Source organism: Paracoccus sp. DMF, from assembly GCF_004407025.1.
Lineage (GTDB): Bacteria > Pseudomonadota > Alphaproteobacteria > Rhodobacterales > Rhodobacteraceae > Paracoccus > Paracoccus aminovorans_B.
In genome coordinates, this window is sequence record NZ_SOKV02000003.1 from 97065 (window position 1) to 112299 (window position 15235).

The window sequence follows — 15235 nt, forward strand, 5'->3', positions numbered from 1 at the left end:
CCATGGGCGCGCTGACCGTCGGCTCGCTTGCGCTTTCGTTGCACCTTCCCGACGGCGCGCAGCCCCGCGCCGGCGCGGTCCGGAAGGTCGTCGAGCGGCAGTTCCTGCCCGCCGTGCTGGATGCGCTGGCGGGCGAGCTCGACGCCGCCTATGGCGCGGCGGCCGTCATCCGCATCCGCAACCTGAGGCTGCGCCTGCGCATCGGCCCCGAGATCCGCGACGCCGCGGGACTCGCGCGGCAGATCGGCCAGGATCTCGCCGCCCATATCCGCGACATCGCCGTCGTCGCGCAGCCGCGCGCGGACCCGCTGCCCGCCGAGGCCGAGGTGCGGATCTGGCCGACGCCGGGCGCCTGGCACGGTGCCGCGCTGATCGCCGCGCTGCGGCACGCGCCGGGCCCCGAGGGCCGCATCGACACCCTGCCCGCCCTGGCCGGGAAACTGCTGGACGAGCCGGCCGAGGTGGCGGCCGAAACACTGGTCCACTGTGCCGAGGCGGGCGTCCTGGACGCGGTGATTTCGGGCCTGCCGCCGCCCGTGCTGCATAGGCTCGCCGCCCGCTGCGCGGCGGCTTTGCCGGCAGCCATCCGCGCCAAGATCCTGGCTGTCGTGGAACGGACAGGCACGCCGCATCCGGGACATCAAGCCGACGCCGACCCCGCGCAGGATCCGCCCGCGTATCAGCAGCCGACCGAACATGCTGAGCCCACGCGGCCTTTGCGCGACGGAATGCCGCCGCAGCAGCACTCCGAAGATCATGCGCCGATCCTTGCGCGCCCGCCCGGCAGCGCACCGCATCCCGACGCGAGCCCCGGGCCATCCATGGCGACCAATCCCTCAGCCGCGCGGGCCGCAGAGATTCCTGTCCCGCACCGGCCCGCAGACCCTCCCGCCCCGCACTCCGAGGAATCGGTCCCGACCCGCCGGACCATCCCGGACCGAGACACCACGCCGCTGCCCGAGCGGACCCACACCGAAGCGGAAGCGCCCTCTGCCGCCCTGCCGACCTGCTGGGGCGGCCTCGCCTATCTCGTGACCTTGGCGATGCGCCTGGGCATGCCCGAGGCGCTGTGGCGCATCGGCGTGGCCGAGGGCGCGGCGCTGTCGGCCATGCTCGCCACCATCAGCGGGGCGCCGGACGATCCCACCTCGGCTGCGCTGGCGCCCGAGTTTCCGCGCCGCCCCGCGCCGCTTGGCCCGGTCCCGGACTGGGCGCGGCACGAATTCTGCGCGACCGTCACCGCCGCCGCCCGCGCATTGGCCGGAGCCGATGTGCCCCCCCGGATCGAGACCTGCCGCGCCGCCCTGGCCGAGGACGGCGCCTGGCACCTGCCCGAATGGGCCGCGGCGGTGCTGATCGCCACGCTGGAGAGCCTGATCGGCCGGCCGCTCGATACGCCGGCATTGACGGCGCTTTTGGGCATCACGGGCGAGGTCGAGGTCGGACCCCGCCTGATCCGGGTCCGCCTGCCGCCCGAGGCGGTCGATTTCGACATCCGCCGCGCCGGGCTGGACGCCGACCCCGGCCTTCTGCCCTGGCTCGACAAGCGGCTGGTCGTCGCATTCGGCTCGGCCGAGGAGGACTGGGCAGGATGACCCGCAGCTTCGCCCCGCCCACCGCAAAAACCGCGCCGCCCACCCCGGCGCCGCGCCGCCAGACGCCTGCGCGCCGCGGCGCGTCCAGCCTCGTGCCGGACGAGGACCGTTGGACCGAACTGTCGATCATCCTGCTGGACATGCTCGAAGCCACCAGCCGCGGGTCGGCCGCGGGCCAGCGCGACCCGCCCGCAAAGCCGCCGCCGGAGGTGCCGCCGCCGACCGGCGACGCTGCCGACACAGCCACCGATCCGCTGGGCACGCCCCGCCCGCCCGCCGCCCTGCCCGGCGGCTCGGACGCGGCGCTGCTGAAGGGCGAGGACAAGCCGCGCGCGACCGGGCCGGTGCCGATGCCCGCATTCCCCCAGGGCGGAACGCCCCTGCCCGAGGCCGCGCCGCCGACCGCCCCGCCCGAGGCCGCACCGAAGGCCGCAGGCGCGCCGCCCGCCCCCGCATCGGGCGAAACCGAGGGGCCGTCGCCCGGCGCCATCGTCCGGCGCTGGCAGGGGCAGGTCCGCGCCACTGGCGCCGCGATCCCGCCCCCCGACGTCAAGGTGCCGCAGGAGGGCGCGGCCCGGCTGGCAAAACTCGGGGCCGGGGCGCAAAAGCGCAATGCGGCGGCGCGCGACGGGATGACCAGGGACGCCGTCGAGACCGTGCCGAAGCCGCCCGAGATCGACACCACCCCGCCCGCCCCGCCGCCGCCGAACCCGGTTCCCGAGCACACGCAGAAGGTGCTCGCCGCCTCGGGCAAGCATCTGCCGGACCAGCAGACGATTGCGCTGAACGCCTCGCCCGAGCGCGAGATCGAGGGACAGAAGATCGGCGGCACCATGCCGCCGCTGGGCGTCCGCCCGGTCGATCCCGACCTGTTCCAGGTTCTCATCACCCCCGCGGCCAAGACGCTGGCCCAGCTTCCGCCCGGCGCCTCGGCCGAGGACGTCAAGAACCAGAAGGAGACCCCGGAACAGCGGCGCGTGCGGATGGCGCTGGAAACGCTGACCCGGACCGGCGACGCGCCCGACCGCAAGGGGCGCGGCCCGGCGGTCATCGCCCCCGATATCGGCCCGTTCAAGGCCGAGGGCACCACGCCCGAGAACCGCGCCAGGATCGGCGAACTGGTCGCCCGGCTGATGGCCAACACCCGTGCCAGCGCCACCGACATCCTGGTCCGCCTGCGCAAGAACGCCTTTGCGCGCGAGGCGCTGTTCAAGAACTTTCCCGATATCGGCGCCGAGATGCTGGACGGGCTCGAGACCGCCCTGACCGGCGATCTGAGGGATATCGCCGATGCCGCCGGGATCAGCGGCGCCGAGCTTGACGAGATGGTCGCCAAGCGCCGCAAGGAACTGGACGAGGCCAAGACCAAGGCCCCCGCCACCGTCGGCAAGCAGGCCGACGAGACCAGGAAGACCGTCGCCGAGGAGGGGCAGAAGACCTCGGACGCCATCGCCGGCGCGGCCGAGGCGGCCGAGGAGGAGACGCTGCGCCGCCAGACGGCCGTCGCGGGCGAGAACGACCCCGGCGTCGTCCATGCCCGCCGCGACCGGATCGTCGCCTGGTTCCGCGAGCATGTGACCACGCAGATTACCCATTACCAGCGCGCCGGCGACAAGCGGCAGGCCGAGCTGACCACGGCGCGGGGTGAGCAGCAGGATGCCTATCGCACGCTGGCGCAACGCGAAATCTACCAGGTGATGACGCCGGCACCGCCGCGCGCCGAGCGCAACCAGGCCGACAAGCCGCGCGAACAGGCCCTGGCCGACATGTCGGTGCAGATCCGGCTGTGGTCGGACCAGCAGATCAAGGCGGCGACCGAGCATTTCCGCAAGGCGCTGGCCTTGGCCGCCGCCACCACGGACAGCAATCGCAAGGCGATCGAGGGCGCGGGCTCGGCCGGGATCGAGGCCGCGCGGCACTGGGCCGAGGAGAAGATCCTGGCCGGCAAGAGCTGGTGGGAGCGTTTCGTCGCCCGTATCAGGCGCTGGCTGAGCCAGGCCAAGGACGTCAACGAGCAATGGCGCGTGCGGCGCGGCCGCGAGAACGCCAAGGCCATTGCCGACGACCTTCTGGGCGCCGAACTGGCCGCCAAGGCGCTGGCCAAGGAGGTCGACCAGAACACCGCGCAGCAGATCAACCAGATGACCGACGCCCAGAAGGCCGCCTTCGGGACCTTCTACAACAAGGCCAAGGGCAAGCATCCGCTGGACTTCGCCGCCGACCGGCTGAGCGACAACCTGACCCGCGACCACCAGGTCGGGGCAAACGAGAAGTTCGAGGCCGCGCTGATCGCGATGCCGGTCTCGGGCGGGGACCATGCCACGGCCAACAAGCTGAACGAAGTCGCGCGCACGCAGGGCGCGGGATTCGACGCGGCGCGGATCGCGCAGAACGTCCATGCGGCGATGGACCAATGGGGCACGGACGAGCAGCGCATCTATGACAGCCTGCGCTCGATGACCGCGCTGCAGGGCGCGGTGGTGCGCAAGATGTACCGGGCCATCTTCGACAGCGATCTCGACAGCGACCTGGAAAGCGAGATGGGCGGCGAGGAACTGGACCAGGCCATGGCCGAGCTGGAAGGCAAGCAGGCCAAGGCCGATGCCATCGCGCTGCACGACGCCATGGCGGGTCTTGGCACCGATGAGGCCACGATCATGCGCACGCTGCGCAACAAGTCCGAGGCCGAGCGCGAGGCGATCCGCGCGGAATACCTGCGCATGTACGGCGTCTCGCTGGACGCGGACCTGAAGGGCGACCTGTCGGACGGCAACGAGATCGCCCAGGCGAACGCGCTGCTGGCGGGCGACAACGAACTGGCCGATGCCATCGAGTTCGACGAGGCGATGCGCGGCGGCATCATCAGCACCGGCACCGACGAGAAGCGCATCGAAGAGGTGCAGAACCGGGTGCGGACCGAGGTTCTGGCCATGGCGAAGGGCCAGAACTGGACCTCGCAGGAGATGGAGGCCGAGGTCCGCCGCCGCCTGGCGCTGATCGAGAAGAAATTCGGCGAGCGCTACGCCGATGTCGAGCAATACAATGCCCCCGGCCTGGAAGGCACGACCGTGCTGCGCCGCGCCTTCAGGTCCGAGCTGAGCGGGGCCGAGCTGGACCTTGCCAATGCGCTGCAGGACAACGACCTGATCAGGGCCGACGCCGCCCGGATCGAGATCGAGCGCACCGGCTTCTATGCCTCGGACGACCGCATCAACGCGGTGCTGCGCTCGCAATACGAACGCGCGCTGGAAGCGCGGCGGCTGGACGAGGGGCCGGCGCGCAACATGCGGGTCCGGCGGCTGGTGGACGAGCTGCGCCACAAGCCCGGCGTCAGCGAGGAAGAGATCTCGCGCCAGCGCATGGCGCTGGAACGCCAGATGGAGAAAGAGATCCAGGACGGCGCCCAGCAGGACAGCCGCCTGTCGATGGACAGCCTGAAGCAGGTCTATCAGGACAAGTATTTCTGGCCGCTGGAATATGTCGTCGAAGTCAACATGTCGGGCGAGGACCGCAACAAGGCCCGCAACATGCTGGAACAGGGCGGCCGCCTGGACCCCCTGCAAGAGATCGAATACGCCACCCGCACCGCCGGCACCGACGAGGAGGTGGTGCGCCGCGTGGTCGGCAGCATGACCAAGGCCGAGCTGGACGTGCTGGCCGCGCAATGGGAAAAGCGCCACCCCGGCAAGAAGTTCCGCGACATGCTGGTCGACGAGCTGGACGGCCGCGACCTGTCGGACGTGCTCGACATGTACGACCATGGCAAGCCGACCAGCGCGCTGGAGGCGATCGCCCAGGAAGAACGCCGGGTCGACCGCGAGGCGAACCAGCTGACCGGCGTCCTGGGCGGCGCCGCGGCGGGGCACGAGGCGGCGTGGATGCAGTCCGAGCTGGGCCGCCTGCAAGAGTTGAAGGCGGGCCTGCTGCGAACCAACTGGCCCGACACCGACGAGGCCCGCGAGGAGCGCGCGCAGCTGGGCGAGGAGCTCGACTTCCGCGTCGAGCGGGTGCAGGCGGCGGTCGAGGATCACCGCCGCCGCATCGACAGCGTCACCGACATGGCCTCCCAGATCGTCGGGATCGTCGTCGGGCTGGTGGTGGCGGCGCTGATTACCGTGGCCACGGCCGGCACCGCGGGGCCGATCATGGTGGCGGTGCTCGCCTCGCTCTATGCCACCGTCGCGACGATGGCGACGAAGCTGCTGATCAAGGGCGGCGCCTATGGCACGCAGGACTTCGCCATCGACGCGGCGGTCGGCGTGGTCGATGCGGCGATGTCGGCCGCGACCGCCGGCATGGGCACCAAGATCCTGGGACCGATCAAGAGCCTGGTGCGCGGCACCAGGCTGCCCGCGCTTGCCGGCCGGATCGGCAGGACGGGCCTGGCGCAGCGGCTGGCCGGTCTGGAAGGCAGCGGCCTGGTCGCCCGCGCCGGTCGCGCCATCGCGCCCACCCGCGAGGGGGTCGAGCGCGCGGTCGCCCGCTTCGCCGCCGAGGGGATCGAGGATGCGGCCTCCTCGTTGCCCTCGACGGTGATCCAGACCATGGCCGACGACAATATGTGGAAGGGCGATCCGCTGGCGAATTTCCTGACCGGCACCGGCATGGGGCTTTTGCAATCGGTGGCGATGAGCCGCACGCTGGATCTTTCCATGACGGCGGGTGGCGGGCTGTTCCGCATGGGCCATTCCGCGCTGTTCGAGCCGGGCAATATCGGGCGCGTGCGCGAGTTGAACCGGATCATCGGCGACCATTTCGAGGCGTTCCGGCACGAGAACCCGGACGCCTCGATGGCCGATTTCCTGGCCTCGCCGCAGGGCCGCAAGACCCGGGCCGAGATCGAGCAGAGCGGCCTGATGCAGGAAATCCGCGCCTCGGTCGAGGCGGCCGAGGCAGCCGCGCGCCGGCCCGCCGGCGACGGGCCGGAGATGGCGCGGCCCGCAGGCAGCCCGGAGGCGGAAGCCCGCCCGGACCCGGACGCGCCGCGCGTCGAGGCGATGCGGGCGGTGCTGCCCGAGCTGATCCGCCAGGGCACCTTCGTCACCCCCGACCCCGACCTGCCGGGCCGCTCCGTCCATGTCGAGCCCCTGCGCATCGGCAACCGCATCGTCGGCGTCGATGTCCGGGTCGGGCCGGGCGCGACGGCGCTGGACGTGGCGCTGCATGCCGGGACGATCCATGCGATGCAGAAATACATGGGGGTGCTGGGCAATGTCCGCCGCGTCCTGCACGACCTGATCCACGGCGCCAATGCCACCGGCCTGACCGTCGGCTCGCGCGGGTGGGAGGCGCAGCTTGAGCTGGCCAAGCTGCCGGCGATCATCCACGAACGCATGGACGCGCTGGCCAGGGCCGGCTCGTCTGCGGATGCGGCCCTGCGGGCGCAGGCCGAGGTGCGCTGGCTGGACGCCCAGCTTCTGCGCCACCGGCTGATCCTTGCGGACCCCCGCTTGGCGGCGCAGCAGGGGCGGGGTTTCGTCGCGGCCGAAGATGCGGGCGATGCCGAAGCAGAGGAAGCAGCCAAGAAATTGCTGAAAGGCGATCTGCCGGAAAGAGTGAATCCCAGGGCGGTGGACACGCTTTTTGCCATTGCCCGACACGCCGACCAGGAGGCGGTGGTCAATTTTCTGGCCAGCCTGCGGCAACGCAACGCGGAATTCGCGCTGCGCGCGGCCAGCGCGGTCGATCAGGTGCGAGGCACGACATTCGCCGAATTGTTGCAGGCCAGGGCGGCTGACCTCGACGCGCGCGTCAAAAGCCGGCAGGACCAGCTGGACCGCCTGCGGGCCGAACAGCTGCCCGAGCGCGTCAGACGTTTCATCGAGACCATGGCGAAGGTCGCGGACACGGGCCCGGAGCAGACCATGCGCATGTTCGACGAGACGCTCGAGTGGATAACCAGCCCACCAAGACCCGCTGCCGGCGACGATGCAGGCCGAAGCCTCGCGCTGTTCGAGTGGCGCAAGGCGGAAATCGACGCCATGCACGAGATGACCGAACTGCTCGGCAAGATCATGGCCGACACGGATCTGGCGCTGAGGTTCGCGCATGCGGATGCCTCTCGGGCGGGCATTCCCGAATTTGACCGCTACGACGCGCTTCAGGCCAGGCTGGCAAAAATCCAGGAATTCAACGCGGCCCTGGACGAGGCCATGGCCGATGTCCGGGCCGGAAGACTGTCGCTGGACCAGGTGAAAGCCGGCGAGGTGCCACGCCTGCGCGACGCGCTTGCAGGGCTGGATGGGCAAGGCTCCGAGAAGGCCCGGACCCTGCTCCAGCACCTGCCCTTCAGCGAGGGATTGCATGGCCGGCGGCCCGCATCGCGCGAGACGAAATGGATCGCCCGGGGCGAGATCGAAGCCCCCGGAACCTCCGACAGGCTGGAAGGCATGTTCGAGCGCAGCATCCTTCAGCAAAACATCGAGGCGATGGAACAAGTGCGCCAGTTCATCAGCGCGTTCAAACCCGACCTGGTTCTGGGGGTCGAGCGTGGCGGCGCGTTCCTGATCGAATCGCTCGGACCCGGCTTCCCGACCAGGACGGTTCCCAAGGCTCCGGACCTGAAGGGACGCAAGAAGCCCCTGAGCGAATTCGAACAGCCCAAACCGGAAGGGTTCGAGGGCGTCCAAGGCCAGCGCGGCCCCCATCTGGTCAAGGCCATCATGGACGCCATCGGCGACGGGTCGCAGGACTCCTATCGCTTCGTCGTCGTCGACGTCATCATGGGCGGCGGCGGCATCGCCGACATCAGACGCAACGTCTTCGACGAGGTGATGCGGCGCCTGCCCGAGCATGTCCGGTCAAAGGTCAGGTTCGAAAGCATCTGGCTGCGCGAGCAGCACGGCTTCGAACGCAGCGATCTTGCGCCCGAGGTGAGCAATCTTCTGGGGTTCCTGAATGTTGCGGACGATCCGGGCCCGATCATGGCCAGGCTGCGCGATGCTGCGCATCAGTCGCCCGAAGTCTTTCGCGATGCGGTCATGGACTTTGCGCTGAACACGCTGCCCGACGATCTGACGGGCAGCCAGACTCCGATCAATGAAATCCGGTCGTGGCTGGCCAACTGGCAGAGGCTGACCGACCCCGAGGCACTGGCGGTCCTGCGCGACATCTTCCGCGCCGATTCCAGACAGCGGGCGTATCTGCTGGGCGACGGCCTCGAGGCGCTGGGGCCATTCGAAGCCAAGTTCCTTCAGGAAGGGGTCAACGTCACCGAGCGCATCATTCCGGTGCGCTTGGCCGCGGGCGACGACATGAAGATGGTGATGGAACCGGGCACCAGCTCCGACCCCATTGTCATCGTCGACATCAAGACCGGCCGGTCTCTTGTCCTGCCACTGGGGACGGTGGACCCGGTGACGCAGGAAACGCTCACCTCGCAGCGCGCCATCGTCGCGGCCTTGCTGCAAGGCCATTTCAAGCTTGAATGGTAAAGACCGATGCCCAGCCCGCCCCCCGCCCCGGACCCGACGACCCCGCAGGTGCTGACGCGCGCCCTGGATTGGAACGCGGTCGCACGGCGCCTGCGGGCCGCGGGCTGGTCGCCGCTGGACCCGCCGGTCGATCCGGGCCCGGTCGCGTGGCGCAGTGGCGGCGCGACGCTGTGGCTGCTGCGCGACCTTGCGACCCGCAACCTGGTCCTGCGCCGCAGCCAGGGCGGCTTCGTGCCGGACGGCCTCGCCCTCATGCCGCCCGACGAGATCATCGGCCTTGCCCGCTCGGCGGATGCCCTGGACCGGCTGGCGGCCCTGCAAGCGGCCGAAGGCGCCGATGCGCATATCGCCGCGGTCTGCGCCCTGGCGCTGGTCGCGGATCCGGAGCCGGCGATCGCCGAGCAGGCCCTGGCCTTGCTCGACCGGCTTGGCGCGGGTTCGTTGCCCACGCATTCGGCTGCCGCGCTGTTCGCGCTTCCCGGCTGGCGCCGGGAAAAGCTCCAGATCATGCGCTGGTGGATGCGCGACCGCCCGGCCGGCCCGGCCCGAGTCGAAGGCGCGCTGGCCCGCGCGCTGACCGACCCCGATTGGGAGATCGCCGTCACCGCGATGCTGGCCGCCGGCAGCTTGCGCTTGGCCCCTCTTGCCGGCGCCGTTGCCCGCATCCGCCTGCCCGAGACGAAATCCGAGGGCGTGACCCATGACGAGGCCCGGATGATCCTCGCGCTGCGCGACGCCGTGCTGGTGCGCCTTGGCGGGCCGCCGGGCAAGGCGCTTCCGCCCGGCGTCGAGGCGGTTCTGGACGGCGATCCCGACCACCTGCCGCCGGGCCTGCGCGACACGGCCGCGGCGCTGAGCCAGCCGCTGCCGGTCGGCACCCCGCCGCCACCGGCGCCCGGCGTAATCCTCGGTCCCGCCGGGCCGGCCCTTGCCGATGGCGCCCTGCTGACCTGGGTGCCGCCCGGCACCTACCGGCTGGGCACGGCGCTGGCGCCGCGCGGCACCGTGCCGAACCCGCCGCATCGGGTCACGCTTGAGCGCGGCTTCTATATCGACAGCCTGCCGCGCCCGGCCGTTCCCCTGGCCGCCGCACAGGCCGAGGCGCGGCGGCTGGGTGGACGCCTGCCGACGCCCGACCAATGGGAAATGGCCGCGCGCGGCGCCGACGGCCGGCGATATCCCTGGGGCATGAATGCCGCAAAGCCCACCGACCTTTCGCCCCTGGGTCTGTCCGGCCTGATCCACGGCCCCGGCGAATGGCTGGACCCCGGCCCCGGCAAGCCGCCCCTGATCGCCGGCGGCGCGGCATCGCCGGTGCCGGCCAACCGGTTGCCTTCCCCGGCGTCAGAATCTCGAAGCCACCGGTTGATCTTCGTGTTATGATATTTCCCTGTGATTGATTGCACTGCCCATGGCGTCCTCCTGAACAGGAGATTACTTGGTATGGATCGGTTCTCGTTACTGCTTTGCATTGAACATCGCATTTACCGGGAGGGGCTTCAGAAAGCGCTCTCCGACCGTTCGGAAATCCACGCCATCCTGGCATGCGACGGTCCGGGCTGCATGGATGGCGGCGCGCTGGAACGGGTCGATACCGTGCTTGTCGATGTGCGTGCCAGCCAGTCCGGCGACCCGGCGGCAGGCGTCCGGGCGGCCTTCGCCGCCGCCCGGGGCAAGCCGGTCGTGGCGCTGGGGCTGGACCGGGACGAATGTGCGCTGCTGGCCTCGGTCGAGGCCGGAGCGGCGGCCTGCGTCACCGTGGACCAATCGATCGACGACCTGGTGACCATCATCCAGGCCACGCTGCGCGGCGATCTGGTCTGCCCGCCCCGGATCAGCCGGTTGCTGCAGGAACACCTTCTGCAGATCTCGCTGCGCGAACGCGAGGTGCAGCGGCTGACCAAGCTTTCAAGCCGCGAATACCAGATCCTGTCGCTTCTGACCGACAGCCTGTCGAACAAGCTGATCGCGCGCCAACTCGGCCTTGAGGTGCCGACCATCAAGAACCATGTCCACAATATCATCGTGAAGCTGAACGTGCAGAACCGGGTCGAAGCGGCGGCGATGCTGCGCGGCGCCGGCGAGGCGATGGCGGCGAAATAGCGCCGGATCAGGCATGGACCGGCCCGAGGCGCGGCGTGGCGCATGGGCAGTTCGGCACAGGTCGGCGTCTTGCGCGATGCGCTGGCTTGGCCGATGACCAGGCTTTGCCCGATGGCCCCTACCGCGGGCCGTGGCGCATGTTTCGAGTTCGATGGCCGCCGCCGGCTCAGGTCCATCAGGCGAATCCACGTCCCGGCCGCGGCCTGGGGCACCACCATCGGCGTTCCTGGTGATTCGATCCCGGCCAGATCGCGCCGGATCGTGCAGGCCAGAAACGCAGGAAGTCGGCTTGGAACCTGCCGCTGGCCAGACGTTGCGGTGGCTTTGAATTGCCTTGCGGCAATGGCGCGATGCACATGCGGCCCCTAGCAAGATGCGATCCTGTTCCGGTCGGTCGGCTATACCGTCAGCGCCGCGCAGCCCGGTATCGATAAATCGGGGCAGTGCTGCCAGCGAACCGGAGGCTCGCCGGAAAACACTCATCGCCCCCGAGGCTAGGTCACGGCCTTCTGGGGAAACCTGCGCTCCGCGCCTCAGAACTTGCCGATCAGGTTCACGAACACCCCGCGCTTGGCAGGCTCCACCCCGCGCAGATCATCCGACACCCCGCCCCAGGCGTAGCCGAGGCCGATCCGCGCGTTCGGGCCGATCTCGCGGTAGACGGCCAGCAGCGCGCCGTATTCCGTCATCGAGGCGCGCGGCGCGTGAAGCACGCGAAGCTCGGCCATCGCGTCCCACAGATGCACGATGCGATAATCCGCCCGCAGCACCGCCAGATGCGCGGTCGATGTCACCTGATCCGAACGGTCGCGGTCCGCCTGGCGGCGCATGCGGAAGCCGTATTTGCCGCCCAGCGTCCAGCGCTGGTCGAGATCATAGCTGAAGGCGGCGTTCAGGATATGGCTGCGCTGGCGCGGCCCGTCGGTCTTACCGTCGATATTGACCTGATCCGCGCCCGGCAGGTCCTCGAGGTAGGTATAGCTCAGCAGCGCGTTCAGCCGGTCGCTGTCGATGGGGCGATAGGCATAGCCCAGCATCGCCTCGACATAGCGGCCGTCGCGCAACTCGTCCTCGCCCCGCGAGATCACCGCATCCAGCGCGCCCACCAGGCGCCAGTCGTCACCGGTGCGCCAGGTGAACTCGCCCGTGACCATCCAGCTCCGGCGCGCGGCCAGCCGCAGCGGATCGTCCGAGCGCTCGCGCCGCCATTCGCCGCGCAGTTTCGCGGCCTGATCCTCTCCGTTCGAGAATTGCGTGCCCAGCGACAGCCCGCTGCGCCGCATCATGGTGCCGTCCGGTTCCAGCACCCGCCCGGTGATCAGCCCGGCATCATGGCGCCACCGTTCGTCCGGCGTGTAGCTGACGCCATGGGTCGAGGCCAGCGACCGGCGGCTGGCGATGCCGCTGCGGACCGTCTCGGTCGTATAGGTCCAGGCGCGGTTGATCTGCCGCTGCGCGCCGAAGGTCAGGCCGCGCCGTTCGCCGCTGGCGAGGTTGTCGACCTGCGTCGGATCCTCGCGCCAGCCCAGCGTATAGCTGCCGGCCGCGCTTGCGGCCCAGGTCAGCTGCGCCTGCCCGGCGGCGCCCTGGGTGCCCTGCGAAACCTCGGCCAGGGCGCGCAGGCGGTCGGAGACCGCCGCCTCGGCCCCGACGCCGACCCGGTCGTCCCTGCGCATATCGCCCAAGCGCGACAGGCTGGCCTGGCCTAAGATCCACGCCGAAAGGTCGTCGTCGCGGTGCCAGGTCAGGCGGGCGGCGGCATCGGTGCCGCGGCCGTTTTCGCCCAGGACCAGCGATCCGGGATTGGCGCGGTCGCGATGCGCGAGTTCAGCCTCGATCTGCCAATGGCGGCTCAGCCTGTGGTCGATGCCGATGCGCGCGCGGTCGTCGCGCTTTCCGGCATCGTCGCGGAACCGCGTCGCGCCAAAGGTCAGGGCGGTCGCCGGGCCGATCCCGACCTGCCCGTCAAGGCCGGCGCTGCGCTGGCCCACCGTCACGTTCCAGTCGGGCGCGGTGAAGCCCTGGTCCCGCCGGTCCCAGAAGGCAGAGACATGGCCCGCGCCGCCGATCTCGGCCAGATCCAGCCGGCCCTCGACATGCGTCCCGCGCGCCCGCAGCCCCTTGGCCCCGGCAGTCGGGCTCGCCGGGTCCAGATCCAGGCCGCCGGTCAGCGACAGGGTCTGGCCGAAGCCCGGCCCCTCGCTTTCGGCGATCTCGGCCGAAAGCCAGCTGTCCTCGTTGCGCTTCCACAACAGGTCCGCACCGCCCAGCCGGTTATCGGCCCCGCCGGCCGCTTCCTGCGCCAGCGTGGCGCCGAAACGCAGATGTGGCGTGACCCAGGTTTCGGCCCGCGCGCCATGGCTGTCACCGGCGCCGGCGCCATTGGCGGGAACATAGTCGTATTGCGCCACCAGATTGACGATCCGGTCGCCAAGCGTGCCGTCGCCGACCAGCCCCGGCCCGCTGGCCGAGGGCGACAGCGGCGCGTTCAGGATCACCACGCCCTGCACATAGTCGATGCGGTAGTCCCGCCCCTCGGCCAGGCGCCGGGACGAGACGATGGTGTTCGAGACCCGGTCGCGCAGCTCGACCAGCAGCGTCTCGGTGCCCGATTCGATGTCGCGGTGCGACAGGAAATAGGTGCTGCCGCCGGTGCCGCGGAACACGTCGCGCTGGCTCAGCCGGTCGGTCGAGGCCGCATAGGCGCTGATCCTGCCGCGCGGGCTGCCATCGGCGGCGGTCTCGGGCGATTGCCAGCCGGCCGAGGCGCCGTAAAGCGTGCGGTCGCTGCGCACCATGCGCTCCAGGTCGCCCTCGGGGCGGAAATCGCCCCACAGCGCATGGCCCTGGTCGTTTTCCAGCCGCAGGAACAGCCGCCCCGAGGTTGGCGCCAGATCCTCCACCGTGCTGTCGTCGCCGGTCGCCACCCAGACGTCGCGATCCTCGATCTGGCGCAGCACCTGGTCGGGGAAGCGCCGGGTGCCATGGCGGAACATGTCGCGCAGTTCCGTGTCGCGCGTATCGACCGAACCGGTCAGCTTCGTTCCATCGGCCAGCACCCCTTGGACGAAACCCGCGACCCGGCCGTGGCGCCAGTTGCCATCGGTCGCGCTGTCACGGCCAAGGGTGATCTCGGCGATGCCGGTCGCGAACAGCTCGCGCTGCGGCACGGTGACGCGGTGGATCTGAGACTGGCTGCCCATGGCGATGTCCAGGTCATGCTCGCCCGGCGGCAGGATGCGTTGCAGCACGAAACGCCGGTCGGCGTCCGGCGTCACCGCCTCGCCCAGCACGGTCAGCCGGGCACCGGCCGGCAGATCCTGGCCCGAGACCGTGACCACCGCGCCGCGCACCGGGATGGTGCGGCGCGCCGTGCGATCCTCGCCCTCGCCCGCCGCGGTGATCGGGCCGGTCAGTTCCGGCCCCTCCAACGGCGCCGAGGCGCGGGTCAGCGGCAGCGGCGCGGTCTCGTCGTAACGCCCGCTGCGGTCATGCACCCGCAGGACATAGAGCAGTTCCTGCGGCCCATCCGCAGGCATCACCCATTCGGTCAGCCCGTTCGGGCGCGCGGGCAGCACGGCGATCGGATGGCCGGGGCGGTCGGGATCGGTCACGATGACCTCGGCCCGCGCGATCCAGCCGGGATAGTTCGATGCGGTGCGGAAGCCTATCGCCTGCCCCGCCCGATAGCGGCTGCGCATGTCGGCGGTCGAGACGTTCAGGACCGGCCGCGCGCCCAGGCCGTCGACGCTGACCTGCAGGTCCAGCCGGTCCAGATCGTGATCCACCACCGCCTGCGGCCAGTCCGGCGCCGGCGGCGGGCCGGCAATGGTCCGGGGGGGCGCCGCAGGGGCTGCATCGACCGAGATCGAAAAACCCAGATCGCCCAGATCTCGGGCCGGATCGCGCTGCGCGTCGGGCGGCAATGCGGGTGAAGCCACCGATCCGGTATTGCCATATGCGCAAGCGCCGGGCCGTTCGCCCGGAACCGGCGCGCAGCCCCTGTCGTCCCGCTGGGCCAGTCCCGGTTGCAACGAAAGGATCAGGACAAGCGCGGTGCAGGCCACCAGCCTGTGCTTGCTGATCGGATTCATGCTGGAAAAA

At 70.6% G+C, this 15235-nt stretch carries 5 protein-coding genes; 4 read left to right on the plus strand and 1 reads right to left on the minus strand.

Translation table 11 applies throughout. The annotated features are described in order from the left end of the window. Window positions 1–2: 2 nt before the first annotated feature. From E3D03_RS02710 to E3D03_RS02725, 4 genes are all read left to right on the plus strand, one after another. On the plus strand, window positions 3–1595 hold the full coding sequence (locus E3D03_RS02710) for a hypothetical protein (RefSeq protein WP_263565697.1): 1593 nt from the start codon (window positions 3–5) through the stop codon (window positions 1593–1595). Beyond that, window positions 1592–9028, plus strand: a complete 7437-nt coding sequence (locus E3D03_RS02715; protein ID WP_263565698.1) for an annexin — start codon at window positions 1592–1594, stop codon at window positions 9026–9028. Before E3D03_RS02710 ends, E3D03_RS02715 begins: the two co-directional genes overlap by 4 nt. 6 nt (window positions 9029–9034) lie before the next feature. Beyond that, window positions 9035–10411, plus strand: coding sequence for a formylglycine-generating enzyme family protein (locus E3D03_RS02720; protein ID WP_263565699.1), 1377 nt, complete (start codon window positions 9035–9037; stop codon window positions 10409–10411). A 180-nt stretch (window positions 10412–10591) separates the two neighbouring features. Next, on the plus strand, window positions 10592–11131 hold the full coding sequence (locus tag E3D03_RS02725; RefSeq protein WP_263565700.1) for a LuxR C-terminal-related transcriptional regulator: 540 nt from the start codon (window positions 10592–10594) through the stop codon (window positions 11129–11131). A 533-nt stretch (window positions 11132–11664) separates the two neighbouring features. Here E3D03_RS02725 and E3D03_RS02730 read toward each other — a convergent pair. Beyond that, on the minus strand, window positions 11665–15225 hold the full coding sequence (locus tag E3D03_RS02730; RefSeq protein WP_263565701.1) for a hypothetical protein: 3561 nt from the start codon (window positions 15223–15225) through the stop codon (window positions 11665–11667). Window positions 15226–15235 lie beyond the last annotated feature (10 nt).